The organism is Actinotalea sp. Marseille-Q4924 (assembly GCF_916618755.1).
Taxonomy (GTDB): domain Bacteria; phylum Actinomycetota; class Actinomycetes; order Actinomycetales; family Cellulomonadaceae; genus Actinotalea.
Window position 1 is genome coordinate 800871 of the sequence record NZ_CAKAKB010000003.1, and the last position, 26817, is coordinate 827687.

Annotated in this window: 21 protein-coding genes and 1 pseudogene; 20 read left to right on the plus strand and 2 right to left on the minus strand. The window is 70.8% G+C overall.

Translation table 11 applies throughout. From position 1 onward, the window contains the following. Positions 1-2235: an MMPL family transporter gene (locus LG379_RS10420; protein ID WP_225754471.1), complete on the minus strand. Its 2235-nt coding sequence runs from the start codon at positions 2233-2235 to the stop codon at positions 1-3. Between the two features lie 77 nt (positions 2236-2312). On the opposite strand from LG379_RS10420, the gene LG379_RS10425 reads away from it, so the two are divergent. The 20 genes and pseudogenes from LG379_RS10425 (at position 2313) to LG379_RS10520 (ending at position 25823) form a co-directional block, all read left to right on the plus strand. Further along, positions 2313-3707 carry a replication-associated recombination protein A gene (locus LG379_RS10425; RefSeq protein ID WP_225754472.1) on the plus strand — a complete coding sequence of 465 codons (1395 nt, stop codon included), beginning with the start codon at positions 2313-2315 and terminating at the stop codon, positions 3705-3707. A 397-nt stretch (positions 3708-4104) separates the two neighbouring features. Beyond that, positions 4105-5001: a type IV toxin-antitoxin system AbiEi family antitoxin domain-containing protein gene (locus tag LG379_RS10430; protein WP_225754473.1), complete on the plus strand. Its 897-nt coding sequence runs from the start codon at positions 4105-4107 to the stop codon at positions 4999-5001. Positions 5002-5360: 359 nt separating this feature from the next. Next, entirely contained in the window at positions 5361-5987 is a 627-nt protein-coding gene (gene rpsD / locus LG379_RS10435) for a 30S ribosomal protein S4 (protein ID WP_225754474.1), read from the plus strand. Positions 5988-6193: 206 nt separating this feature from the next. Beyond that, on the plus strand, positions 6194-6556 hold the full coding sequence (locus tag LG379_RS10440; RefSeq protein ID WP_225754475.1) for a DUF948 domain-containing protein: 363 nt from the start codon (positions 6194-6196) through the stop codon (positions 6554-6556). Further along, complete coding sequence (locus LG379_RS10445; RefSeq protein WP_225754476.1) at positions 6556-6963, plus strand: hypothetical protein; 408 nt, start codon at positions 6556-6558, stop codon at positions 6961-6963. Before LG379_RS10440 ends, LG379_RS10445 begins: the two co-directional genes overlap by 1 nt. Positions 6964-7071: 108 nt before the next feature. Further along, positions 7072-9618, plus strand: a pseudogene (alaS, locus tag LG379_RS10450) (alanine--tRNA ligase); the annotation flags it as partial. Between the two features lie 206 nt (positions 9619-9824). Continuing rightward, on the plus strand, positions 9825-10307 hold the full coding sequence (ruvX, locus tag LG379_RS10455; protein ID WP_370634495.1) for a Holliday junction resolvase RuvX: 483 nt from the start codon (positions 9825-9827) through the stop codon (positions 10305-10307). 22 nt (positions 10308-10329) lie between these two features. Further along, a complete protein-coding gene (gene mltG / locus LG379_RS10460; protein ID WP_225754478.1) occupies positions 10330-11481 on the plus strand; it encodes an endolytic transglycosylase MltG in 1152 nt (383 codons plus the stop codon). After that, complete coding sequence (locus LG379_RS10465) at positions 11478-12356, plus strand: shikimate dehydrogenase (RefSeq protein ID WP_225754479.1); 879 nt, start codon at positions 11478-11480, stop codon at positions 12354-12356. The genes mltG and LG379_RS10465 overlap by 4 nt, the downstream gene beginning before the upstream one ends. A 97-nt stretch (positions 12357-12453) precedes the next feature. Continuing rightward, complete coding sequence (locus LG379_RS10470) at positions 12454-14127, plus strand: GspE/PulE family protein (protein ID WP_225754480.1); 1674 nt, start codon at positions 12454-12456, stop codon at positions 14125-14127. Positions 14128-14269: 142 nt separating this feature from the next. Next, positions 14270-16048 carry a type IV pilus twitching motility protein PilT gene (locus LG379_RS10475; protein ID WP_225754481.1) on the plus strand — a complete coding sequence of 593 codons (1779 nt, stop codon included), beginning with the start codon at positions 14270-14272 and terminating at the stop codon, positions 16046-16048. Continuing rightward, positions 16048-17283, plus strand: a complete 1236-nt coding sequence (locus LG379_RS10480) for a type II secretion system F family protein (RefSeq protein WP_225754482.1) — start codon at positions 16048-16050, stop codon at positions 17281-17283. Before LG379_RS10475 ends, LG379_RS10480 begins: the two co-directional genes overlap by 1 nt. A 556-nt stretch (positions 17284-17839) precedes the next feature. Beyond that, positions 17840-18271 (plus strand): type II secretion system protein, encoded by a 432-nt coding sequence (locus LG379_RS17000; protein WP_304522435.1) that lies wholly within the window; start codon positions 17840-17842, stop codon positions 18269-18271. 100 nt (positions 18272-18371) lie between these two features. Further along, complete coding sequence (locus LG379_RS10490; protein WP_225754483.1) at positions 18372-20153, plus strand: prepilin-type N-terminal cleavage/methylation domain-containing protein; 1782 nt, start codon at positions 18372-18374, stop codon at positions 20151-20153. 37 nt (positions 20154-20190) lie between these two features. Continuing rightward, positions 20191-20829 carry a type II secretion system protein gene (locus tag LG379_RS10495; RefSeq protein WP_225754484.1) on the plus strand — a complete coding sequence of 213 codons (639 nt, stop codon included), beginning with the start codon at positions 20191-20193 and terminating at the stop codon, positions 20827-20829. Between the two features lie 489 nt (positions 20830-21318). Next, positions 21319-22362, plus strand: coding sequence for a hypothetical protein (locus tag LG379_RS10500; RefSeq protein WP_225754485.1), 1044 nt, complete (start codon positions 21319-21321; stop codon positions 22360-22362). 2 nt (positions 22363-22364) lie between these two features. Next, entirely contained in the window at positions 22365-23171 is an 807-nt protein-coding gene (locus tag LG379_RS10505; RefSeq protein ID WP_225754486.1) for an A24 family peptidase, read from the plus strand. Between the two features lie 80 nt (positions 23172-23251). After that, entirely contained in the window at positions 23252-24301 is a 1050-nt protein-coding gene (pilM, locus tag LG379_RS10510) for a type IV pilus assembly protein PilM (RefSeq protein WP_225754487.1), read from the plus strand. Further along, positions 24298-25014: a fimbrial assembly protein gene (locus LG379_RS10515; protein WP_225754488.1), complete on the plus strand. Its 717-nt coding sequence runs from the start codon at positions 24298-24300 to the stop codon at positions 25012-25014. Before pilM ends, LG379_RS10515 begins: the two co-directional genes overlap by 4 nt. Next, a complete protein-coding gene (locus LG379_RS10520) occupies positions 25014-25823 on the plus strand; it encodes a hypothetical protein (RefSeq protein ID WP_225754489.1) in 810 nt (269 codons plus the stop codon). The genes LG379_RS10515 and LG379_RS10520 overlap by 1 nt, the downstream gene beginning before the upstream one ends. A gap of 66 nt (positions 25824-25889) precedes the next feature. On the opposite strand, the gene LG379_RS10525 is transcribed toward LG379_RS10520, so the two are convergent. Beyond that, complete coding sequence (locus LG379_RS10525; RefSeq protein ID WP_225754490.1) at positions 25890-26735, minus strand: trypsin-like serine protease; 846 nt, start codon at positions 26733-26735, stop codon at positions 25890-25892. Between the last annotated feature and the right edge of the window lie 82 nt (positions 26736-26817).

The following is a 26817-nucleotide window of genomic DNA, read 5'->3' on the forward strand; positions in this document are numbered from 1 at the left end:
TCAGTGCTCGATCGCGAAGCGACGGTGGACGCGCTGCAGGAACCGCGGCGCCCACCAGTTGTACCGGCCGAGGAGCGTCATCGTGGACGGCACGAGCAGCATCCGGACGAGCGTGGCGTCGACGAGCACGGCCACGGCGAGGGCGAAGCCGACCGCCTTGATGACGAGCAGCTCGCCGAACACGAAGCCGGTGAACACGACGATGATGATGAGCGCCGCGGACGTGATGATCCGGCCGGAGCGCTGCAGCCCCACCCGCACCGCCTCGTCGTTGGGTCGCCCGGCGTCGTACGCCTCCTTGATCCGCGAGAGCAGGAACACCTCGTAGTCCATGGCGAGCCCGAAGCCGAACGCGATGATCAGTGCCACCACGTACGTCTCGATGCCTCCGGTCGAGGTGAAGCGCAGCAGCCCCTCGAGGTTGCCGTCCTGGAACGCCCACACCATGACACCCAGCGACGCCGCGAGGGAGACCGTGTTCGTCAGCAGGGCCTTCACGGGGATGACGACCGAGCCGGTCATGAGGAAGAGCAGCACGAAGGTCGCGGCCACCACGATGCCGATGGCGAGCGGCGCGCGGTCCACGAGGGCCTGTGTGAAGTCGATCTGGTTCGCGGCCTGGCCGGTCACCCACGTGTCGAAGGCCGGGTCGAGGTCACGGACGGCCTGGACGGCGTCGCGGGCGACGGGGCCGCCGCCGTCGTCGGTGTCCGCCCGGACGCCCAGGAGCACGTACTCGCCGAGCTGCGCGGGCGGGTCGACCGAGGCGACCTCGGGGATGCCGGTGAGCTCCTCCGCCCAGGCGGCGGCCTCCTCCGCCGTGGTGCGCGCGACGACCTGGATCGCGGGCGCCTCGGACGCCGGGTAGTCCTCCGCGATCGTCTCGACGAAGGTGCGCTGCTCCGACCCGACCGGCAGCAGCTCGATGTCGGAGTTGCGCAGCTCCATGTGGAAGACGGGCACGGACAGCAGCCCGAGGACGGCGAGGGACCCGAGCATGACGAGGAGCGGGCGCCGCTGCACGCGCGCGGCGAGGCGGGAGAACGCGCCCTCCTCCGAGGACACGTCGCCCGTGCGGTCCAGCACCCAGGACAGCCCGGGGACGCGGCTGACGAGACCCGGACGGACGAGCCGTCGGCCGGTGAGGCTCAGGAGCGCCGGCACGAGCGTCATGGCGGTCGCCACCGCGATGAGGACGACGACGACGCCCGCGGCACCGAACCCGCGGAGGATGTCGGGCCGGAACGCGAGCAGCCCGGCGATGGAGATGGCGACCGTCACCGCGGAGTAGAAGACCGTGCGGCCCGCCGTCCCCATGGTGCGGCGCAGCGCGGTCTCGACGACCGGGTCGTGGCGGCGGCGACGGTGCGGGACGTCGACGGCCCCGTCCAGGAGCACGTGCAGCTCCTCGCGGTAGCGGGACACGATGAGCAGCCCGTAGTCGATCGACAGGCCGATGCTCAGCAGGGTCACCACGTTGACGACGGAGGCGTCGAGGTCCAGCAGGTAGCTGAGGCCGTAGACGGTGCCCAGGCCCGTCCCGATGGACGCGATCGCGCCGACCATCGGCATCGAGGCGGCGAGGAAGCCCCCGAACACCATGACCATGACCAGCAGCGCGACGGGGAGCGCGATGGCCTCCCCGGTCTGCAGGTCCTCCTCGACCTGCTCCGTGATGGCCTCGATGATGAGCGTCGTCCCGCCGACCTGGCCGGTCGCGCCCGGCGCGGCCTCCTGGAGGCGCTCGGGCGCCTCCCGCAGCAGCGCGACGACCTCCTCGAGCGCCGCGTCCTCCTCGGCCTCCGTCAGGTCCGCGTCGAGGTCGACGACGACGAGGAAGCCGTCCTGGTCGTCCGCGAGCAGCGGGGCGGCGGCGGGGTTGGCCGGGCCCTCGGGCAGGGCGAAGGGGTCGATGACCACCGTGACGCCGTCGACCGCGGTGAGGTCCTCGCGCAGTGCGCCGACGGGCTCCGCCAGACCCTCCGTGGTCGGCGGGGCACCCTCCACGACGAGGCTGACGCTCTCCCCGGCGGTCGCGTTCTCCCGGATGATCTCGTCGGCCCGGGTGCTCTCGGAGCCGGGGATCGCCGGGGCTCCCGTGGACAGGCGCTCGAAGAGCGTCTGACCGCCGAGACCGAGCAGGGCGAGGGCGACGGAGCCGGCGGTGAGGACGGCCCAGAGGGCGATCGCCGTCCGGGGGGCGCGGGCGATGAGCCTGCCGAGGGAGTCGAACACGCCCTGATCCTCGCAGGTCGTGGCACCGTCGAGCAGTCGTGGCGTCGCGCGTCGGTGGTGCTGCGTAGGCTCGCGACATGGACCTCTTCGACGCCACGACGTCGACGACCGAGGGGCTGCCGGAGGTCGACGCCGGCGCGCCCCTCGCGGTCCGCATGCGGCCGCGCTCCCTCGCCGAGGTCGCCGGCCAGCAGCACCTGCTCGCCCCCGGGTCGCCGCTGCGGCGGCTCGTGGAGCCCGCGGAGGAGGGCTCGCGCCGGGCGGCGCCGTCGTCGGTCGTCCTGTGGGGACCCCCGGGGACCGGCAAGACGACGCTGGCGTACCTCATCGCGCTGACGTCCGGGCGCCGGTTCGTCGAGCTGTCCGGTGTGACGTCGGGCGTCAAGGACGTCCGGGCGGTCGTCGCCGACGCCCGACGGCGCCTCGCGACCGGGGGCCCGGAGACCGTCCTTTTCATCGACGAGGTCCATCGCTTCTCCACGACGCAGCAGGACGCGCTGCTGCCGAGCGTCGAGAACCGCTGGGTGACCCTGGTCGCCGCGACGACGGAGAACCCGAGCTTCTCGGTCAACTCGCCGCTCCTGTCCCGGTCGCTGCTGCTCACGCTGCAGCCGCTGGCGACCGACGACGTCCGCGGTCTCGTGCACCGGGCGTTGGAGGACCCGCGCGGTCTGGGCGGTGCCGTCCGGCTCGCGGGGGAGGCGGAGGAGCACCTGCTCCGCCTGGCCGGCGGGGACGCGCGGAAGGCGCTCACCATCCTCGAGGCTGCCGCCGGAGCGGCGCTGGAGGCGGAGGACGGCGTCGATGCTCCGGGGGACCTCGACGCCGACGGTGTGCCGGTCATCGACCTGACGACGGTCGAGCGCGCCGTCGACGTGGCCGCGGTGCGCTACGACCGCGCCGGTGACCAGCACTACGACGTCACGAGCGCCTTCATCAAGTCGATGCGGGGCTCGGACGTCGACGCCGCACTGCACTACCTGGCGCGGATGGTCGTCGCGGGGGAGGACCCGCGGTTCATCGCCCGCCGCATCGTCATCGCCGCCGCCGAGGAGGTCGGCATGGCGGACCCGTCTGCGCTGCAGACCGCCGTCGCGGCCGCGCAGGCCGTCGCCCTCATCGGCATGCCGGAGGCGCGGATCATCCTCGCGGAGGCGGTCGTGCACGTCGCGACGGCGCCGAAGTCCAACGCCGCGTACAAGGCCATCGACGCCGCCATCGCCGATGTCCGCGCCGGCAAGGCCGGGTCCGTCCCGGCCCACCTGCGCGACGCCCACTACGCCGGCGCGCAGAAGATCGGCCACGGTCAGGGCTACAAGTACGCGCACGACGCGCCGCACGCCGTCGTCGGGCAGCAGTACGCGCCGGACGAGGTGGACGGCACGCAGTACTACGAGCCGAGCGACCGCGGCTACGAGCGCGCCGTCGCGGAACGTCTCGCGCGCATCCGCGACACCCTCCGCCACCGCTGACCTCGCCGCCCCGCCCGGCCCCGCCCGGCCCGCCTCCGCCACGCTCCGCCCAGCCTCCGCTGCCCCGCTCCGCCCCCGCCCGCACCGGTTCCGTCGTCGCCATGTGCAGCCGCACATCTGGACGTTTCGGCTATCCCTGACGCTGAAACGTCGAACTCGGCCACCAGGACCGCGCCGTTCGGCGAACCCCGTCGCGGCGGTTCCCGCTCGCACATCTCGACGTTTCAGCGATCCCCGTCGCCGAGACGTCGAACTCGGTCACCAGGACCGCGCGGCGGATCATCGAGGGCGGGACGCCGGGACGGGGCGTCGTCCACGGCGAGTCTCCGGACCGGCGATCCACAGCCCGCGCCGTCCGTCGAGCGCGCGCCTGCGGCCGGCCGACAGCCTCGCCGTCGTGGCGAGCCGACTTCCTCCGCACTGGGTGCCCGACGTCGCCCATCGCCAGGACGGCGTGTTCACCGCGGCGCAGGCGATCCGGGCGGGCGCCACGCCGGCCCAGGTGCGCCACCGGCGCGAGCGGGGTGTCTGGCGGAGGGTCCTCGGCTCGGGTCTCGCCCGGTCCACGCTCGACGACACGCCTCGCAGGAGGGTCCAGGCGGCCGGTCTGACCTGGCCGGGCTGCGTCGCGGCGTTCTTTACGGCGGCTGCCTTCCACGGCTTGCCTGTCCCCGACGACGGGCTCGTCCACGCGTTCGTCGTCCGGGCGCCGCGCCCGCGGGCGGGCATGGTTCCGCACGAGTACCTCGTGACCTCCGAGGACGTCGTCACGGTCGGCGCCGGAGCCGTGACCACGGTGAGCCGCACGGTGCTGGACTGCCTAGGTCGACTCGGCGCCGAGGACGCTGACAGGCTCGCCACGTGGGCGGTCACCCGCGAGCTGCTCACGGCCGACTCCCTCGAGGCCGCGATCTCCGCACGGGCTGGGAAGCGCGGCACCCGTGCGCTCCGCCGCGCGCTCGCCGACATCGGTGACGGCGCCTTGAGCGCCGCGGAGCGCAGGATGCACCGGCTCCTCTCCCAGGCACGCGTGACTGGCTGGGAGGCAGACGTGCGGGTCTTCGACGCCGGCGGACTGATCGGGCGGGTGGACGTGCTGTTCCCCGCCGCGAAGGTGGTCGTCGAGGTCGACGGGTACGCGTACCACTCCCGCGCGGCCTTCCAGACGGACCGCACGAAGCAGAACCGACTCGTCGCCGCCGGCTACACCGTGCTGAGGTTCACCTGGGCCGACCTTCACGACCGCCCGCGCGAGGTCGTCGCGACGATCCGCCGCGCGACTGCGGCGCGCTGATGACCGAGCTCGACGTCTCGGCGACCTGGTTCACCGAGACGTCGAAATGTGCGAAGCGGCGGGGATGGCTGCGGGGAGCGGCGGTGGGGGATGGCTGCGGGGAGGGCGGCGGGGATGGTTGCGGGGAGGACGGCGGAGCGGACGGCGCGGGACGACTGCGGGCGGGGACGGCGGGCCGGCGGGGACGGCGGGCGGCGGGGACGGCGGGCGGTTGGGGGGTGGGGCTGGGGTAGAGTTGTCGGGTTGCCCGCTCGCCGGGCGACCCTGGGGACCTCAGCCGCATCACGAAGGTTGGTCCCACACCCGCCGGGAACACACCCGCCGCGGGTCGTGCCACGACAACGACAGGAAGTATCTCTGTGTCCTCTGTGACTCGTTCGCGCCGCCAGGTGCGTCTGTCCCGGGCCCTCGGCCTGGCCCTGACGCCCAAGGCCGTCAAGCACTTCGAGAAGCGCCCCTACCCGCCCGGTGAGCACGGCCGTGCCCGTCGCCGCACCGAGTCGGACTACGCGGTCCGTCTGCGGGAGAAGCAGCGTCTGCGCGCCCAGTACGGCCTGCGCGAGAAGCAGATGGCCCGGGCGTTCGACGAGGCTCGCAAGACCCCCGGCCTGACCGGTGAGGTCATGGTCGAGAACCTCGAGACCCGCCTGGACGCCTTGGTCCTGCGCGCCGGCTTCGCCCGTACGATCCTCCAGGCCCGCCAGGTCGTCGTCCACCGTCACGTGCTGGTGGACGGCAAGATCGTCGACCGTCCGTCCTTCCGCGTGAAGCCGGGCCAGACCCTGCAGATCAAGCCGCGCAGCCAGGCGAGCGACCAGTTCCTCGTCGCCGCCGCCGGCGCCCACCGCGACGTCCTGCCGGCCGTGCCGGGCTACCTCGACGTCCAGCTCGAGAAGCTCAGCGCCGTGCTCACGCGCCGCCCGAAGCGCGCCGAGGTCCCCGTGACCTGCGAGGTCCAGCTGGTCGTCGAGTACTACTCGCGCTGACCCACCCGGGACGCCCCGCAGCCACGACCTCGGTCGGACGGCTGCGGGGCGTTCTCGTACCCGGGCGCGGCTGGCCGGCGCCGTGGGGCTCCGGCTCTCGCATCGCCGGCGGAGGGCGCACGGCACCCCGATCCCGTCGACCATGACGTCCACGCTCGCCCGGTAGGGTCGGACCCGCCGTCCACCCCCGCAGAAAGGCCCCACAGATGTCCCTCGGAGACGTCGCAGGTCTCATCGCGGCGATCGCGTTCGTCGCGCTCGTCGGCTTCCTGGCGCTGCCGCTCATCAAGCTGGGCAAGGTCTTCGACGCCGCCACGCAGTCGGTCAAGGACATCACCGACCACGCCGTGCCGGTGCTGGACGAGACCGTCACGACGGTCGCGACCACCAACGCGCAGCTGCTGAAGGTCGACACGATGACGACGTCGGCCGCCGAGATCAGCCAGAACGTCTCCGCCCTCACGGCCCTGGTCTCCGCGACCATCGGTGGTCCGCTCATCAAGGTCGCCGCCTTCAGCTACGGCGTGCGCCAGGCCATGTCCGGGCTCGCCGAGAAGGTCCGTCGCTGATGCGGCGCCTGTTCTGGGTGACCGTCGGCGCTGCGGGCGCCGTCGTCGTCGCCCGGCGGCTCGAGCAGACCGCCCGGCGCTACACCCCCGCGGGCGTGGCCGAGCGCGTCGAGGTGGCGGGGGAGCGGACCACCGAGGCCGTCGGCAGCGCCCTCCAGCGCTTCCGCACGGCCCGCGCCGAGCGGGAGCAGGAGCTGCTGACGACGCTCCTGGTCACGCCCGAGGACGGCGACCCGTATGCGGTGCTCGGCCGGGGCCGTCGCGAGCGCGACGCGTGGGACGCCGCGACGCCGCCGTCGGGGGGCACCGGACGGCGCGCCGCGGCCGGACGCGGCGACGACGGCGCGGCAGCTCCGGCCCGCCCGTCCGGCCGCGTGGACGAGGCCGAGCCCCTGTACGACTTCTGACGCACTGCGCAGCACGACGCACACCGCACGACGCACACCGTGAAGCGGGGCCCCGACGGCCCCCATCGACCACCGGGCCCCCGGGCCGCGGACAGACGTGAGGACACCATGCGGACCGCCGAGATCCGACGCCGTTGGCTCAGCTACTTCGAGGGGCGCGGGCACGCCGTCGTGCCGAGCGCCTCGCTGGTGTCCCCGGACCCGTCGACGCTGTTCACCATCGCCGGCATGGTCCCGTTCATCCCCTACATGCTGGGCCAGCAGACCCCGCCGTGGAACCGCGCGACCAGCGTGCAGAAGTGCGTGCGCACCCTCGACATCGAGGAGGTCGGCAAGACCACCCGCCACGGCACGTTCTTCCAGATGAACGGCAACTTCTCCTTCGGTGACTACTTCAAGGAGGGGGCGATCGAGTACGCCTGGGAGCTCGTCACCGGCCCCCAGGCGGACGGCTTCTACGGCTTCGACCCGGACACGGTCTGGGTCACCGTCTACCACGACGACGACGAGGCGGCGCGCCTGTGGCGGCAGGTCGCCGGCCTGCCGGAGGAGCGCATCCAGCGCCGCGGCAAGAAGGACAACTACTGGCACACGGGCCAGCCCGGACCGGCCGGTCCGTGCTCGGAGATCTACATCGACCGCGGGCCGGCACACGGCAAGGACGGCGGACCCGTCGTCGACGAGGACCGCTTCCTGGAGATCTGGAACCTCGTCTTCATGCAGTACGCGATCGAGGACGTGCGGTCCAAGGAGGACTTCACGATCACCGGGGACCTCGCCCAGAAGAACATCGACACGGGCATGGGCCTGGAGCGCGTCGCGTACCTCCTCCAGGGCGTCGACAACATGTACGAGATCGACGAGGTCTTCCCCGTCATCACGGCGGCGCAGGAGATGTCCGGCCGCCGCTACGGCGCGGACCACGACGACGACGTCCGGATGCGCGTCGTGGCGGACCACGTGCGCTCCGCGCTCATGCTCATCGGCGACGGCATCACGCCGTCGAACGAGGGGCGCGGCTACGTGCTGCGGCGCCTGCTGCGCCGCTCGGTCCGGGCCATGCGTCTGCTGGGCGTCGACGAGCCGGCGCTGCCGCACCTGCTGCCGGTGTCGCGCGACGCGATGAGCGCCTCGTACCCCGAGCTGGCGACCGACTTCGACCGCATCTCGCGGGCGGCGTACGCGGAGGAGGAGGCGTTCCGACGCACCCTGGTCGCGGGCACGACCATCCTCGACACGGCGGTCGCGCAGGTGAAGGCGTCCGGCGGGGCGAGCCTCGGCGGCGAGCAGGCCTTCGCTCTGCACGACACCTACGGCTTCCCCATCGACCTGACGCTGGAGATGGCGGCGGAGCAGGGGCTGGCGGTCGACGAGCAGGGCTTCCGCGACCTCATGCAGACGCAGCGGGAGCGGGCGCGCGCGGACGCGAAGGCCAAGAAGGGCGGTGCTGCGGCGACGACGGCGTACCGCGAGCTGCGCGACCAGGGCGCCACCGAGTTCACCGGGTACACCGAGCTGGCGACGCCCTCGACGGTCCGCGGCCTCCTGCGCGACGGTGCCGCCGTGCCCGCGGCGTCCGAGGGCGACACGGTGGAGCTCGTCCTGGCGCGCACCCCGTTCTACGCCGAGTCCGGCGGCCAGGACTCCGACGCCGGCGTCATCACGGCGGACGGCGCACGCCTGGAGGTCCTCGACGTCCAGCGCCCCGTCAAGGGCCTCATCGTGCACACCGTGCGCGTCGTCGAGGGCGAGGTCGCCGCGGGTGCCGAGGTGCTCGCGCAGGTCGACCCGGAGTGGCGCCGCGGCGCGCGCCAGGCGCACTCCGGCACGCACGTCGTCCACGCGGCGCTGCGCGAGGTGCTCGGCCCGAACGCGCTGCAGTCCGGCTCGTACAACAAGCCGGGCTACCTCCGGCTCGACTTCTCCTGGAACCAGGCGCTGTCGCCGGCCACGCGCAGCGAGGTCGAGGACGTCTCCAACAAGGCCATCCGCGAGGACCTCGGCGTGAAGTGGCAGTACATGACGCTGCCCGAGGCGAAGGCGTGGGGCGCGATCGCGCTGTTCGGCGAGACGTACGACGAGCAGGTGCGCGTCGTGGAGATCGGCGGCCCCTGGTCGCGCGAGCTGTGCGGCGGCACGCACGTGGACCACTCGAGCCAGATCGGCATCATCGCGCTGACCGGCGAGTCCTCGGTGGGCTCGGGCTCGCGGCGCGTGGAGGCCGTCGTCGGGCTGGAGGCGTTCCACCACCTGGCGCGCGAGCGTGCCCTCGTCACCGCGCTGACCGACGCCCTCAAGGTGCGCCCCGAGGAGCTCCCCGAGCGCGTGAGCGGGCTCGTGGCGCGCCTCAAGGACGCGGAGAAGGAGCTCGCCGCGCTGCGCCAGGGGCAGCTCCTCGCCGCCGCCGGCTCCATCGCGGCGCGCGCGGCGGACGTCGCCGGGGTCCGCGTGGTCACGCACGAGGCCGGCGCCGTCGCGTCGGCGGACGACCTGCGCACGCTCGCGCTGGACGTGCGCAACCGGCTCGGGGAGTCGCCCGCCGTCGTCGCGGTCGCGGGCCTCGCCAAGGAGCGACCGGTCGTGCTCGTCACGGTGAACCCGGCGGGTCGTGGCGTCGGCCTGCGGGCCGGTGCGCTGGCGAAGGTCGCGGCCGGCGCCCTCGGCGGCGGGGGCGGCGGCAAGGACGACGTCGCGCAGGGCGGTGGCACGGACGTCACCGCGCTGCGCGACGGCGCTCGCCGCGGTCTCCGCGGCCGTCGCCGAGACCGTGGGCGGCCGCTGAGGTGTCGAGCGGCACGGACGGGGCGCGCCTGCCCCGCGGCGTCCGACTGGGGCTGGACCTCGGGACGGTGCGGATCGGCGTGGCGTCCAGCGACCCCGACGGGCTCGTCGCGACGCCCGTGGAGACGGTCGCCCGGGACGCCTCCGGCGCCGGGGCTGACGTCCGCCACCTCGCGGGTCTGGTCGCCGAGCGCGACGCCGCCGTGGTGTACGTCGGGCTGCCCCGGCACCTGTCGGGGGCCGAGGGTTCGTCAGCACAGGACGTCCGCACGTACTGTGGGATCTTGGCGCGCGCGGTCGCACCGGTGCCGGTGCGGCTCGTGGATGAGCGGATGAGCACGGTGACCGCGCATCAGGCGCTGTACGCGTCCGGACGTTCCGGGCGCCGCCACCGGCAGGTCGTCGACCAGGCGGCCGCGGTGGTGATCCTGCAGTCCGCGATGGACGCGGAGCGCACCACGGGGGCGCGGTGCGGGGAGCTCGTCGTGATCGAGCACCCGCCCGAGGACGTTCCGCAGGCCGGGGGACCGGCCGCAGGAACGGGCGAGAGGGACGCACGGTGAGGGCGCGACAGGAGGCTGGACGGTGAACGACGTGTTCCTGGACGAGGTGATCCAGCCGGATCCGTCCGAGCAGGGTGGTGACCGCCGGCGCGGCGGCCGCGAGGACCGAGAGCGCAAGCGCCGGCAGCGGCGGCGCCGCAGCCTCATCGCGGTGCTCATCGCCGTGCTCGTGCTCGGTGGCGCCGCGTACGCGCTGGTCCAGGTCGTGGGGCCGATGGTCACCTCGCTCGGGGACCGCGAGACGCCGGTCGAGGACTTCCCCGGGCCGGGCAACGGCAGCGTCGAGGTCACCATCGAGGCGGGCGCGTCCGGCGGGCAGATGGGTGCGGCGCTCGAGGAGGCCGGCGTCGTCGCGTCGGCGACCGCGTTCTCACGGGCGTTCGCCGCGAACCCCGACGCCGCGGGCATCCAGCCCGGCACCTACCGCCTCATGCTGGAGATGCGCGCGCAGGACGCCGTCGCCGCGCTGCTCGAGGGCGGCAACCGGGTGCAGACCCGTGTGACGATCCCCGAGGGGCTGCGCGCCGACCAGATCCTGGAGCGCCTGTCCTCCGTGACGGCGATCCCCGTGGCCGACTTCGAGGCCGCGATGCAGGACACGGCCGCGACCGGCCTGCCGGCCGAGGCCGAGGGCAACTACGAGGGCTGGCTGTTCCCCGCCACCTACACGTTCGAGCCGGGCACCACACCCGCGGAGATGATCGGGCAGATGGTCGGCGAGACGATCCGCCTGCTCGACGAGCGTGGTGTCCCGGCGGACCAGCGCGAGACCGTCCTCACCAAGGCGTCGCTCGTGGAGCGCGAGGCGCGCTCGGCGGAGGACCGCCGCAAGGTCGCCCAGGCCATCGAGAACCGCCTCGCGATCGACATGAAGCTCGACATCGACGCCGCCGTCGCCTACGGCCTCGGCAAGTCCGGCACCGAGCTGACCCGGGACGACACCGCGAACAGCGACACCCCGTACAACCTGTACCGCTACACGGGCCTGCCGCCGACGCCGATCGCGTCCCCGAGCCTGGAGTCCATCGACGCCGTCCTCAACCCCGAGCCCGGACCGTGGCTCTTCTGGGTGACGGTCAACCTCGACACGGGGGAGACCCGCTTCGCCGAGACGTTCGCCGAGCACAACGAGAACGTCCAGCTCCTGCGGGAGTGGGAGGCGCAGAACGGGTGAGCGCCGCCGCTGACCGTCCGGGTCGGGCGCCCGGGCGGCGCGCGGCCGTTCTCGGGCACCCCATCGCCCACTCGTTGTCGCCGGTCCTGCACCGCGCCGCGTACGCCGCGCTCGGGCTGGACGACTGGCAGTACGAGGCCGTCGACGTCACCGAGGAGCAGCTGGCCGGCTTCGTCGGGCGGCTCGACGGCTCGTGGGCCGGCCTGAGCCTGACGATGCCGCTGAAGCAGACGGTCATCCCGCTGCTGGACCACGTCGAGCCTCTGGCGGAGGTCGTCGGCGCGGTGAACACGCTGCTCGTCCAGGCGGCTCCCGGCCGTCCCGTGCTGGTCGGGGCGAACACCGACGTGCACGGCGTCGCCGCCGCGCTGCGGGAGGGGCTGGGGGAGCAGCGCCGGATCGGGTCGGCCGTCGTGCTCGGTGCCGGCGCGACGTCGTCGTCGGCCCTCGCCGCGCTCGCCGAGCTGGGCTGCACGACGGCGCAGATCTACGTCCGGTCCCTCGGCCGGGCCGGCGTGACGATGCGCGCGGCGCACCGCATGGGCGTCGAGCCGCGGTTCCTCGTCATGGACACGCCGCCGCGGATGCTGGACGCGCTGCGCACGGCCGACGTCGTCGTGTCCACGCTGCCGCCCCGCGCGGCGGACCCCTGGGCGGAGCAGCTCGGCGACGCCGTCGGCGGCGTGCTACTGGACTGCGCGTACGACCCCCGGCCGACGGCGCTCGTGGCGGCCTGGACCGCGGCGGGCGGGCGCGCCGTGAGCGGCGAGCGGATGCTCCTGCACCAGGCGACGGAGCAGGTCCGGCTCATGACCGGGCGGCCCGCGCCGCGCGAGGCGATGGAGCGCGCCCTGGAGGACGCTCTCGCCGGCTGATTTCCTCCTTCACTCGCCCGGGTGAGGTGCCGATAGGTAGGGAGCGAGGTGCCGACGCGCCCCGCGCACCGCGGCAGACCCCCTGGGAAGGACACCCGTGAAGCAGCTCGGCGACATCCTGCTCGAAGAGGGGCTGGTCACGGAGGGCCAGCTCATGGCAGCCCTGGACGAGCAGGCGATGCGGGGGGAGTCCCTCGGTCGGGTGCTCGTCGAGATCGGGATGCTCACCGAGTCCCAGCTCGTGCGCGCGCTGGCGAACCAGGTCGGCATGGAGTTCGTCGAGCTGGCCGAGTTCCCGGTCGACCGCGCCGCCGTCGCGCTCCTCCCGGGCACGCTGTGCCGGCGCTACACCGCGCTGCCGGTCGGCATCCAGGACGGGTACCTCGTGCTCGCGATGGCCGACCCGGGCAACGTGGTCGCCGTCGACGACGCGCGGACGCTGTCGGGCCTGCCGGTGCGCACCGTCGTCGCGACGCACGACGACCTCAGCGCGGCGATCGACCGGTACTGCCGCGCCGACGACGAGATCGACGACCTGGCGTCCGCGTTCGAGGACGCCGCCGGGACGGACACGACGGACCTGTCGCAGGTCGGGGACTTCGTCGACGACGACGCCCCGATCGTGCGGTTCGTCAACATCCTGGTGCAGCAGGCGATCCAGGACCGCGCGTCGGACATCCACATCGAGCCGGCGGAGACGGACCTGCGCGTCCGGTACCGCATCGACGGCGTGCTGCACGAGATGCAGCGGGCGCCCAAGCAGATCCAGGGCGGCGTCATCTCCCGCCTGAAGATCATGAGCGACATCGACATCGCCGAGCGGCGCAAGCCGCAGGACGGCCGCATGTCGGTCACCCACAACGGCCGCAAGATCGACCTCCGCGTCGCGACGCTGCCCACGGTGTGGGGCGAGAAGGTCGTCATGCGCATCCTCGACAACTCCACGGCGAGCCTGGACCTGCGCGACCTGTCGTTCCTCGACGACAACCTCGAGGTCTACAAGGAGGCCTACACCAAGCCATACGGGATGATCCTCGTCACCGGGCCGACCGGCTCGGGCAAGTCCACGACGCTGTACGCGACGCTCAACGCGGTGTCCAAGCCGGAGATCAACGTCATCACCGTCGAGGACCCGGTCGAGTACCGGCTCGCGGGGATCAACCAGGTCCAGGTCAACCCCAAGGCGGGGCTCACGTTCGCCGGCGCGCTGCGGTCGATCCTGCGCTCGGACCCCGACGTGGTGCTGCTCGGTGAGATCCGCGACCACGAGACCGCCCAGATCGCGATCGAGGCGGCGCTCACCGGACACCTCGTGCTCTCGACCCTGCACACCAACGACGCGCCGAGCGCCGTGACCCGTCTGGTGGAGATGGGGATCGAGCCGTTCCTCGTCGGCTCGGCGCTGGACTGCGTGGTGGCCCAGCGCCTCGCGCGCCGGCTCTGCACCAAGTGCAAGGACCCGTACCAGCCGAGCGAGGTCGAGCTCATCTCCGCGCGGTTCCCGTGGAGCCCGGGGGAGGAGATCCCGACGCTGTTCCGTCCCGCGGGCTGCAGCTCGTGCTCGCGGACCGGCTACAAGGGCCGGATGGCGATCCACGAGGTCATGCGCGTCACGGAGGACATCGAGCGGCACGCGGTCGCGCAGTCCTCCTCGGCGGACATCGGCCGGACGGCGCGCGAGCAGGGCATGATCACGCTCCGCAACGACGGCTGGACGAAGGTGCTGCTGGGGGACACCTCCATCGAGGAGGTCCTGCGCGTCGTGTCGTGAGGCGCGTCGTACGGCTGCGCCGGACGGGTGCACCGTCCGGTTCAGCCCGGTCATCCAGCGCCGGTGGGCTCAAGCCGGACGCGAAGAGGTCGATGAGCACTGGGGGACGTCCGTCGGGACGACCACGATCGAGAGGGCCGCTGTGAACCAGTTCTTCCCCGAGCCGCAGGGCGGTGACCGCCCGGTTCCTCCGATGCCGCCTCTCGGCGGGCCGCAGGCCCAGCCCTTCGGTGGTCCGGTCACTGCTCCGGCCGGTGCCGCCCCCGTCGTCCCGACGCTCGAGCCGGCCGGCCCGCCCCCGGCGGCGCCGTACGGTCACAGCGCACCCGGTGCGGGGGAGGCGCCGTCGGCGTTCCCGACCCGCCGGTCGATGGCCAACGGGGCGCCTGCGGGTGGTGCCGGCGCGCCGCCCCAACCGCCGACGGCGTCCTTCGCGCCCGGAGCGCCGGTGGCCCGCCCCGTCGGTGCTGCCGGCGGCCAGCCCCCCGCGCCGCCGCGGCCGGTGGGTCCGCCCGGACCGCAGCCGACGTTCTCCGAGGCGCCCCGCGCCGTGGCCGGTCCGCCGGCACCACCGGTCGTCCCGTCCGCTGCGCGTCCCGCCGCCGGACCGGCCTCGGTGAGCCAGCTGCAGCGCGCCTCGGGCATCCCGACCGCCGAGGGCGGACCACGGCAGTCGCAGGACATCCCGCAGCGGGCTCCCGCCAAGGAGCGCAGCTCGCGCCTCGGTGTGGCCCTGTCGCAGGACGGTGACCTCGACCTCGACCTGGCGCTCAAGAAGATGATCGAGGTCGGCGCGTCCGACCTCCACGTCACCGCCGGTGCTCCGCCGAACGTCCGGCTCGACGGCGGCCTCAAGCCGCTCGAGGGATTCCCGAGCATGCTGCCGGACGCGATCCAGCGGACGCTCTACGGGATCATCAGCCAGCGCCAGCGTGAGACGTTCGAGGCGAACCTCGAGCTCGACTTCGCGTACGCGGTGCGCGGCGTCGCCCGGTTCCGCGTGAATATGTACCAGCAGCGCGACTCGCTCGGTGCGGCCTTCCGCGTCATCCCCTACGAGATCAAGCCGCTCGAGGCGCTGGGCGTGCCGCCGATCGTCGCGAACTTCGCCACCATGGCGCGCGGTCTGGTGCTCGTCACGGGCCCGACGGGCTCGGGCAAGTCCACGACGCTCGCCGCGATCATCGACCTGGCGAACCGCACGCGGTCGGACCACATCATGACCGTCGAGGACCCGATCGAGTTCCTCCACCGGCACAAGAAGTCGCTCATCAACCAGCGCGAGGTCGGGGCGGACACCCACTCCTTCGCCAACGCGCTCAAGCACGTGCTGCGGCAGGACCCGGACATCATCCTCGTCGGCGAGATGCGCGACCTGGAGACCATCTCCGTGGCGCTGACGGCCGCCGAGACCGGTCACCTCGTGTTCGCGACCCTGCACACGCAGGATGCCGCGCAGACGATCGACCGCGTCATCGACGTGTTCCCGTCCCACCAGCAGGCGCAGGTGCGCACACAGCTCGCCGGGGCCATCCAGGGTGTCGTCTGCCAGACGCTGTGCAAGCGGGCGGACGGTCCCGGCCGTGCGGTCGCGACCGAGGTCCTCATCGCGACGCCAGCGATCCGCAACCTCATCCGCGAGGGCAAGACGCACCAGATCTACTCGTCCATGCAGGCCGGTGCCCAGCTGGGCATGCACACGATGGACCAGCACCTCGCGGAGCTGGTGAAGAACGGGAAGATCACGTACGAGCAGGGGCTCGAGAAGTGCCACCACGCCGCCGACTTCAACCGCCTGACGGGCCGTTTGGGTGACGGCGGCGGCGGGACGTCGCTCGGCGCCATGAGCGGCGGAGACCCGCTCGGCGCGGTCAGCCTCGCCGCCGGCAACCAGGCGCAGTACACGATGGGGAGCCACTGATGGCGACGGCGACGGCCACCAAGACCTTCGAGTACTCCGTCCGGGACCGCGCGGGGAAGGTCGTCAAGGGCCGGATCGAGGCCAACAACCAGGCCGCCGTCGCGAACCGCCTGAAGACGATGGGCATGGCGCCCATCGCCATCACCGAGGTGGCGTCAACCGGTCTGCAGAGGGAGCTCTCGATCCCGGGCCTCACGGACCGGATCGGCCTCAAGGACCTCGCCATCATGGCGCGCCAGATGGCCACGATGATCAACTCTGGCCTGTCGCTACTCCGGGCGCTGTCGATCCTCGCGGACCAGACCGAGAACAAGGCGCTCGCCAAGATCCTCCAGCAGGTGCGCAACGACGTCGAGACCGGCCTGGCGCTGTCCAACGCCATGGCGAAGCACCCGAACGTCTTCCCGCCGCTCATGGTAAACATGATCAAGGCGGGCGAGATCGGCGGGTTCCTCGACCAGGTCCTCCTGTCCATTGCCAGCAACTTCGAGGCCGAGGTCAAGCTGCGGGGCAAGGTCAAGTCGGCCATGACGTACCCGGTCGTCGTTTTCGTCATCGCGATCCTTGCCGTGACGGGAATGCTGCTGTTCATCGTGCCGGTCTTCGCGGGCATGTTCTCGTCCCTCGGCGGTGAGCTGCCGATGCCGACGCGCATCCTCATGATGCTGTCGACGGCGATGAAGTTCACCGCTCCGATCACCGCGATCGCGCTCATCGTCTTCGCCGTCTGGTGGGGTAAGCACAAGAACGACGAGGGCGTCAGACGGCGCGTGGACCCTTTCAAGCTCAAGGTGCCAGTCTTCGGTTCGCTCTTCCAGAAGATCGCCATCTCGCGTTTCACTCGGAATTTCGGCACGATGATCCACGCCGGCGTGCCGATCCTTCAGGCGCTCGACATCGTCGCTGCCACGTCTGGGAACTACGTGGTCGAGAGGGCCGTCAGAGCCGTCCAGGAGTCCGTGAGGACAGGTCAGTCGCTCAGCGGCCCACTGACCCAGCACCCCGTGTTCCCACCGATGGTCGTGCAGATGATGGCCGTCGGCGAGGACACCGGTGCCCTCGACACGATGCTGCACAAGATCTCCGAGTTCTACGACCAGGAGGTCGAGGCGACGACGGAACAGCTCACGTCGCTCATTGAGCCGATCATGATTGTCGTCATTGGCAGCATTATCGGCGCTATGATCATCGCTATGTACATGCCGATCTTCGGAGTGTTCGAACTGATCGGCTAGTCCCCGTGGGATCCGCGCTGACGTCTCGGAGACTTTCTGCCTCGTAAGTGCGGCGGATGAAGAGACGTGCCGCCGTTGAGACGCGTGGGTCTGCCGCCTTCGCACCGTGGAGCCGCCCGGATTAGTCCGTTCGACATGACCCCCAGCGCCACTCCCGCTGTGCGAGGCGTCTCGGGCTGCTAGAGCAGCAACCGCTCCGTCACTTCCTGCGTGGATGCAGATCCTGCGGCGGCGCGTGCGGGGGATCGACCGGACGCGAAGCAGCAATACACGTGCGCGATCGGCAGCACGGTCAGCTACAGCGACCCGGACGCGCCGTGCAGCGAGCGCAAGAGCTGTTCACGTGCGGCCTCAGCGCAGGGCCAATCGACGCGGCGCTACTTGATGTCTGCTCACAGAAGTTGGACGAACGTCCCATGACGTTGGTCCGCTCGGGTGAAACCCGGGTGAAGAGTCCGCAATGGACTCAAGAGCCAGCCGGGCACCCCGATGTACTTCACGTAGTCACCTACCGCCGAGTCCTCGGCACCTGACACAGCACACGAAGGGGAGCGTCATGATCGCTCGTATTCACAAGTCCATGCGCGAGAAGGACCAGGGCTTCACCCTGATCGAGCTGCTCGTGGTGATGATCATCATCGGCATCCTCGCCGCGATCGCCATCCCGGTCTTCCTCAGCCAGCGCGAGAAGGCCCGTGACACCTCCACCAAGGCCGACCTGTCGACCGTCGGCAAGGAGATCGCTGCTTACTACGTCGAGCCGATCGGCGACCTCGTCGTGACGGCAAACGCCACCACCGTCACGCTGACGAACGGCACAAACGTCTCCACGGTGGACATCAGCGAGGGTACGGTCTTCGACGCGACGACCACGTACACCCCGGCTCAGTCGACCACGTGGTGTGTTGACGCGATCAACACCAACGGCGACGTCCAGGACTACAGCTACGCGGCCAACGCCGGCCTCACGCCTAACGACGTCTGCTGATAGGTAGATCCAACCCGGGCGGGGTGGGGGCCACTGGCCCCCACCCCGCCCGAGCATCCAGACAGACATCGATGAGAGGTGCAAAGTGCGGCATCTTCGGGTGAGCGAGCGGTCCCGCGCAGATGACGGGTTTACGCTCATCGAGGTGCTTCTCGCCATGTTCATCGTGGCAGTGGTCATGGTGTCGTTGATCGGTGTCTTGATCTCGAGCCTTTCCACGGTGACGCACGCGCGCCAGCGTCAGACCGCAACGGCTCTTGCAACCCAGGCGCTCGAGCGACTCCGCGCACTTCCGTACGACGAGGTGACGCAGCCGGCGGCCGGAAGCGTCGACGCTGCGCTCGAGTACGTGGCCACTGTCAGCGGCGTAGTTCGTTTCCAGCCCACGGCGGTGCTTCCGGGCGTTGACGAGGCTCTCGTGGTCAACAGCCGCTCAGGGCGAGTTCAGACGCAGGCCGTCGACGGAGTGACCTACAAGATCCAGACCTACGTGACGAAGCCGGCCGCTACGCCTGCCGGGCAACAGACCTTCAATCTGACTGCGCTCGTCTCCTGGTCCAGCTCGGTCACCAACGGCACGCGCACCACGGCACAACGGTCCGTGACGTATTCGCCGGCTGGCTGCCTCTCGACGGCGCAGAGCCCCTTTGCAGCACCCTGCCAGGCTTACTTCACCGCCCAGGCAGGCACCGTGCTCGGGGGTATCTCGGTCGCCAATGCTGTCGACTCGAAGCTTCCCGTCGAAGGCTTCGGCAGCGGCACCCTGCTCGACCTCACGCTGAGCGGGGTGAACTCCAACCTCTTGCTGGAGCAGACGGCGAGCGCGACCTCGAACGCGCAGACTTCAAGTGCCCGGTCTGACAGTGCGGCGAGCGGCGGCCAGATCGCTGTCGCAGCCGTGGACTCCGACCCGTCGTCCGTCGAGGGTCAGATCTCCGGCAGCGGGACATCCGGACAGACGAGTGGAGCCCAGTCCCTCACCGGCGCCGCAGGCACGCTTTCCCTGAAGCCGTCGACGGCGGACTCCGGCCGCGCGGACGCAGCAATCCAGGCCACCACAACGGAGTGCATCGGGGCCTCAGGTGTCGCCCTGGCAACCGGTCCGTCGGCGGCACTGCGGCCCTGCGCCTCGTCGCGCATCACTCCGAGCGGCGGCGATGCGTCCCTCGATTGGACTCCCCCGAGCGGCGGCGCCATGACCCTCGCTCAGCTGACCGAGACCGGGTCCGTGTGGCGATCTGTTGCGGCCAACCTGACGAGCTCGAACGCCGGCGCCTGCATCCAGGGCTCCGGGCCAACCGTCCTGGGCTGCGCGCACGCCGCCGCCAGCCGTTCGTATGCAGACGTTCTGGTCGGTGGCACCGGGACTCCAGAGGCCTTCCCAACGGGCTGGAACACGGCGACCAATCCCGGGGCGATCGTGCGGCTCACCGGCTTCGCAGAGTCGGCGACCGCTGAGGATGGAACCGGCGCGGGGGCGCCCACGTACTCACGCACAGGCTCCCTGTTGGTCTGGAACGGCAGCACGCACCAGGTCATCGATGTGACTGCCCCCCCGTCGGTGCCTGTCGACATCCCAGCGACGTCCTTCAAGTACGGGTCCTACTACCTGACGTACGAAGGGACCGTCTCGGTCGAGCCGCCCAGCACGTCGCGCACACCGGCGGCCCGCTCAGGCAACGCCCTCACGGACTGCAAGGCCGAGGCGTGTGTCAGCCGGGTCAGTGGGGGCGCCGGCGTTGTCGTGAACCTTGAGGTGACGATCACGGCCGTCCCGTATGACCCGCTGTCTGTCGCCCCACCCCTCGGGCGCTTCTCCATGGGCCTGAACCTCGGTGGGCTCGTCGCGCAGGCGTCGTACAAGGCGGCCCCTAATGCGTGACAACTGGCGCCGACGTCGACCGCAGGGCGACGCCGGCATGACCCTGACGGAGCTGCTCGTCTCGATGATCGTCTTCTCGATCGCCATCGGAATGGTGTACTCCGCCGTCATCCTCACCATGCAGTGGAGCCGCGAGACGCAGCAAGCCGCTGATGCCGTCACGGAGTTGCGCCAGGGTCTCGCGCAGATCGACCGGCAGGTCCGGTCCGGGAACGTGCTCTTCAGCCCAGAGGACGAGGACGCATGGCTCACTACGTGCCAAGACGGCGGCGTCGGCAGCAACGCGGGCACGTGCATGCGGATCTTCACCCAGTCCAACGGCGACCAGAAATGCGTCCAGTGGCAGATCGGCCCCGATCCCGCTGATGCCACCAAGAGGGTCCTCCAGACGCGCAGCTGGGAGACCAATTGGCAGACCGGTGGCTCCGTCTCAGCCTGGAACGTCGTCGCCCGGGACATTAACTTCGTGATGGGCACGACCCCCATGCCGTTCACTCTTGAGGGCGCGTCAACGCCGTACAAGGAGCGGATGCTTCGCGTTCACCTCGAGGTCATGGACGAACGCCAGAATCTGCCCGTGGAGATCGACTCGTCGCTGACCGGACGAAACACCAGTTACGGCTATGACAGCGGGCAGTGCGAGCCCGTTCCTGGCGCCACCGTCGTTGTGCCGTGACCACCTCCTCGTCTCAGAAGAAGGGCTAGACCGATGATCGCTACCGTGCGGCGGTACGTCCGGAGTCGAACGGGCGGGGACGACGGCATCGCCATGATCGTATCGATTTCATTGATGGGGCTCGTAGCCATCCTGGTCCTGGCTCTCGTTTCCGTGGCAATCGGTGAAGCTCGCGGCACAGGCCGCGACCGCCAGCGCTCCGTGTCCGTCATGAGCGCGGAAGGAAGGGTGGACTCGCTGCTTTCGGTCATTCAGTCCACCGCGCCTGCTGTTCTCCCTTGCGGTGACCTGGCGGCCGTCAACCAGTCCGTGGTCTCGGACCAACTAGCCGTAGGGTCGAAGGTCACCTACTTCACTGACGCCGGGATTGAGGTCCCATGTGCGTCGGTCGCCACCGCGGCGAATATCCGGCAGGCAAAGATCAGTGCGACGACGAAGGCCACAGCGATTTCTGGGACGCTGCCGGCTCAGCGCACGGTCGAGACGCTCGTGCGGCTCACGCCCTCCTACGGCAACGACCTCGACAAGGCGATCTTCGGGAACGCCGGCGTGGTCGTCCAGAACAACGGCACCATCACCACCCCGGACGGTCAGCCCAACGCCGACGTGTACAGCAACGGGAATGTCATCTGCGACGGCAACCAGACGTACCAAGGATCGATTCAGGCGAAGGGGTCCATCACGCTGAGCACAGGGTCGTCCTGCGTCGTGGCGGTCGACGCCCACGCCGGCCTGGGCATCACGGCCAACGATCCGTCGGCCGTCATCAACGGTCGAGCACTCGCCGCCGGTGGCAACATCGTCATCAAGGGCCACCTCGGGCAGTACGCCCAGGCGAAGTCGCCATTCACGGCAACGGGTTCCGGGTGCACGCCGGCAACCAAGTGCCAGACCGTGGCGGACGTGCCCATGCCGCCGTCCGAGACGTTCCCCGAGATCACCTGGACCAAGGTCGGTTCTGCGTGGCAGAGCGAGCTGGGCTTCACGAACATCGTCACCGACCCCGTGACGTGCGGGGTCCCGGGCCCCGGCGACAAGACCGACAAGGTCGGAGAGTGGATCAAAAACAACGCCTCGTCTCTGCCCGGGAACACGGTGCTCATCTCGACGTGCGCGAACCCCATCTACATGTCCGGCGTCGACCTGTCGTTCAACGCCAACTTCGCCGTCTTCGCCAAGGGCGGGATCAAGCTCGAGGGGAACCCGATCGTCAAGTCCACCTCGACGACCGCGCGCAACCTCTACCTCATGCATCCGTACGACTCCACCTGCACCGCCGGCGTCCCGGGGATCGACATCGGCAACAACGTCGCCTTCACCACGACGGCGAACGTCATGCTGTACTCGCCGTGCGACATTCAGAAGCGGAATCAGACGGACGTCATGGGGCAGATCTACTCCGGCGGCACCGCGTACCTCAGCAACAAGACAGCGATGACGTTCGTCATGCTGCCCATGGCCGGGGTCGACGTCGTGACGTCGACCATCGAGTACTACAACCTCGAGATCCTCTACAAGCGGGAGAACCTCTAACCATGGGGGTTCTCGACATGGCGGTCGTCTCCGTTGCAGGCCTCGCGGGTCTCGGTGTGGTCGGGCTGCTCATCGGCTCGTTCCTCAACGTGGTCGTGTGGCGTGTACCCCGCGGTGGATCCGTCGTCGCGCCACCCAGCGCCTGTCCGTCGTGCGACACGCGGATCAGGCCGCGGGACAACGTGCCCGTCGTGTCGTGGTTGGTCCTCGGTGGCCGGTGCCGGGACTGCTCGACGCCGATCTCCGCCCGGTACCCGCTGGTCGAGGCCGCCACGGGCGTGCTGTTCCTGCTCGTCGGTCTGCGGTTCGGTCCTTCGTGGGCTCTGCCGGCGTTCCTCTACCTCGCCGCGATCGCCGTGGCGCTGGCGCTCATCGACCTCGACACGCACCGCCTGCCCGACGCCATCGTCCTGCCCGCGTACCCCGTGACAGCGGCGCTTCTCGTCGTCGCCAGCTGGGGCGAGCAGGACTGGCCGGCCCTCCTCCGCACCGGGATCGGGGGAGCGGCGCTGTTCGCCGTCTACTTCGCGCTCGCCGTTGCGAAACCGGGCGGCATGGGTTTCGGCGACGTCAAGCTCGCCGGAATTCTCGGCGGTGCACTGGCCTGGGTCGGATGGGGTGCCCTCGTCGTCGGAGGATTCGCCGCCTTCCTGCTTGGCGGGCTGTTCTCCATCGGCCTGCTCGTCACGAAGCGCGCTGGTCGCGCGTCAGGCATCCCGTTCGGCCCCTGGATGCTCCTGGGCGCCGCCGTCGGTGTTGCCGTCGGTGAACAGCTCTGGACCGCGTACCTACGCCTCTTGGGCGTCTGACGCCGGAAGTCCTCAAGACGGACCGACGTACACCCGATAAGCCCGATGGGTGCCTTGCGGCGCCGGGAGGAGGACGGCCAGTGGCCAAGTCAGGAGTCATCGGGCTCGACATCGGCACGACCAGTGTCCGTGCGGCCGAGGTCGTGGGCGGCAGGGGTCGCCAGGGCGGCACGCTCGTGCGGTACGGCGAGGTGGCGCTGCCACCGGGCGCCGTGCGGGACGGCGAGGTCGCCGACCAACCGACCGTGACCGCGGCCCTCAAGCAGCTGTGGGCGGGAGCGAAGTTCAGCACCCGACAGGTCAACATCGGCATCGGGAACCAGCGGGTCGTCGTCCGCGAGATGGAGCTGCCGTGGATGCCCCTGCCCCAGCTCAAGGCATCCCTGCCGTTCCAGGTGCAGGAGATGCTGCCCATGTCGACCGACGAGGCGCTGCTGGACTTCTACCCGACCGGTGAGGTGACGACCGCCGCAGGTCGGATGGTCCAGGGGATGCTCGTCGCGGCGACCAAGGACACGGTGCGTGCCAACGTCATGGCCGTCGAGTCAGCGGGGCTGCGTCCGCAGCTGGTCGACCTGAGCCCCTTCGCGCTCATGCGCGCCGTGGTCCACGGCGAGATGGCGGGTCGGACCGTCGCCGTGGTCGACATCGGGGCCCGGATCACGCAGGTCATCATCGCGGCCGAGGGCACGCCGCGCTTCGTGCGCGTCCTCCCCTCAGGCGGCGGCAACGTCACCGACGCCGTCGCCGGCGCCCTCGGGTGCTCGGCGCCGGACGCCGAGGCTATCAAGCGCGAGGTCGGCATCGGCTTCGCGGTGCCCCCAGAGCGGACCGCGGCCGCCGAGGCCATCAGCAACGTCGTGCGTCCTCTCGTCGAGGCCGTCCGCAACACGTTCGTCTACTACGCCAGCAACCACCCCGGCGCCGGCATCGACATGGTCGTGCTCACCGGCGGCGGGTCACAGCTGCCGGGTCTCGGCCAGTACCTGGCCAGCGCCAGCCGCCTCGCGGTCTCGATGGCGGACCCGCTGAGCATCCTGCGCGTCGGCAAGGGTCTCGGCATCGACCCGAGCCGCCACGCCACCTTCCCCGCGATGCCTCTCGGCCTGGCCTACGGAGTCGCAGCATGACCGCCACCCTGGAACGGCCCGCCGCCCCGAGCGGGGGCAAGAAGAACCGTTCGCGCTCGGGTGGCCTGGTGTCGACCCTGCCGCAGGTCAATCTGCTCCCGCCGGAGGTCTACGCCGCCAGGACGCTCACCCGGGTCAAGCGTTGGCTCGCCGTCGTCGTCGTGCTGGCCCTGATCATCGCTGCAGGGATCGTGGCGCTCAGCGTCATGACCCAGCAGGCGGTGGACGAGGAGCTCGCCGCCGAGCAGCTCCGTACCGAAGCGCTCCTGGAGGAGCAGAGGCAGTACGCCGAGGTGCCCGTCGTCCTGTCGCAGCTCGACAGCATCCGTACGGCGCGGGAGCTCGGCATGTCCACCGAGGTGCTGTGGCGTGACTACATCTCCGCGATCGCCGCCTCCGCGCCCGACAGCGTCAGCATCGAGACGGTCAGCATCCTCGCGGCGTCGCCCATGGAGGTGCCGCCGGCACCCTTGACGCCGCTCGACGAGGCCGCCGTGGGGACCATCACCTTCACGGCGAACTCCCTCACTGTCCCCGACACGGCCCAGTGGGTCGAGGCGCTCGGCAGCGTCACAGGGCTCACGAACGCATGGTTCAGCTCGGCGACCATCACCGAGGACGAAGAGCTCGCGTACTACACCGTCACCGGGACGATCCAGATCACCGAGGACGCCCGCGCGAACCGCTTCGCCGCCACCGAGGGAGAGGGCTGATGACCGGATCACGCACCGTCGGCTGGGTCGTCGGCACCGTCGTCCTCGTCCTGGCGATCCTCGCCGGCACCTGGTTCCTCCTCGCGGCTCCTCGCTTCGAGGCGGCGGCGGAGACGATGCTCGAGGTCGAGAACTCCCGCTTCCAGAACGACCTGCTCCAGACGCAGAACGCCCAGCTCAAGGCCGACTTCGCGAACCTCGAGGCGTACAAGGCGGAGGTGGCGACGCTGCAGCAGCAGATCCCCGGCACCGCCGCCCTCCCGGCCTACGCCCGGACGGTCGCGGATCTCGCAACCGCGAACGACGTCGCGCTCCTGGAGGTCTCACCGGGCGCCGCCACCGTCTTCACCGTCCCCGTGCCGGTCGTCGAGGCGCCGCCCGCACCCGTGGAGGGTGCGGAGGGTGAGGTCAGCACGGAGTCGGAGACCGGCACGATCGCCGACGCCGGCCTCGGCTCGAACGAGCCGGCGGCACCCGCCGGCCCGGTCGCGCCCGAGGGGCTCGTCGCCGTTCCCTTCACCTTCAAGGTGCTCGGGACCTACGACGCGACGAACGCGTTCCTCGCCGCACTCCAGACGGGCACCGAGCGTCTCTTCCTGGTGACCCAGGTGGACGGCACCAGTCAGCAGGAGGCTGAGGCGACGCCGTCGAAGCCGGCGATCGCGGAGGGCGACGTCGAGCTCACGGTGACCGGGTACACGTACGTGCTCCCCGAGCTGGCGCCCGTCCAGGCACCGGTCGAGGGCGAGCAGCCTGCGCCCGCGCCCCTGCCGAGCACCACGCGGAACCCGTACGCGCCGCTCGACTGAGACGTGAACGACGGTGGGCCCCGACCGGAGCGGTCGGGGCCCACCGTCGTTCTTCAGCCGAGAGGCTCAGCCCTCGGGGGTCTCCCAGTTCTCGCCGGGGAAGATCCCGAACGTGGCAAGCCACGCCAGGTCATCAGCGGTGTCGACGCGGTATCCGCCGCCCGTGCCGGCACAGATGGCGTTGAGGCCGTACGACGTCACGGCCGCGACGACGTTCGAGCCCTCGACGAAGATCGGGCCACCCGAGTCGCCGCTGCACGTGCCGCCGGTGGCCGCGTTGTTCGTGAAGAGCACCGAGTTGCCGGCCTTCTTCTCACCGAACGCTGCGTCCTGGTTGATGATCTTCAGTGTCGCCTGGCGCCGCTCCAAGGAGCGCTCGGTCAGCCCGGCCCCGGCGGGCATCGAGCGCTGCAGTCCGTAGCCCACCGCCGTGAAGAGCTGCTTGTTCTGGCCCCGCTTGACGAAGAAGTCGTCGAAGTAGCCCTCCTCGGGGATCACCCCGTACGAGTCCATGTACACCGGCTCGTCCAGGACGACGACCCCGAGGTCGTTGAGGTAGAACGCCGCGTCGTCGTAGGCGGGGTGGGTGTACGGCGTCCCCTCGACCGACGTCTCGCCGCCGAGCGGGTAGCCCGACGCCTCACGGTCGTTGACGTCCTCGTCGAACCAGATCGTGACGTTCGCGGCATCGAACGTGCAGTGGCCGGCGGTCAGGAAGATCGTCGGCGAGATCAGCGTGCCGCTGCATCGCCACATCGGGGTCCCGTCCGCGTCGTCGGCGACCATGATCCCGACGTACGGGTGCTCCTCGTTGTCGGGCTCGCCGTACCGGATGGCGGCGGCGGGGGAGGCGGAGACTGCTGCCAGGCCGAGTGCGGCCGTCAGTGCCACCGCTGCGCGGGTGAAGCGCATGGGGGCGTCCTCTCTCGAAGGAGACCTGCGTCATTACAGGATGCGCGGGACGCTACTCCCCGGTACGCCGTGACGGGAGACC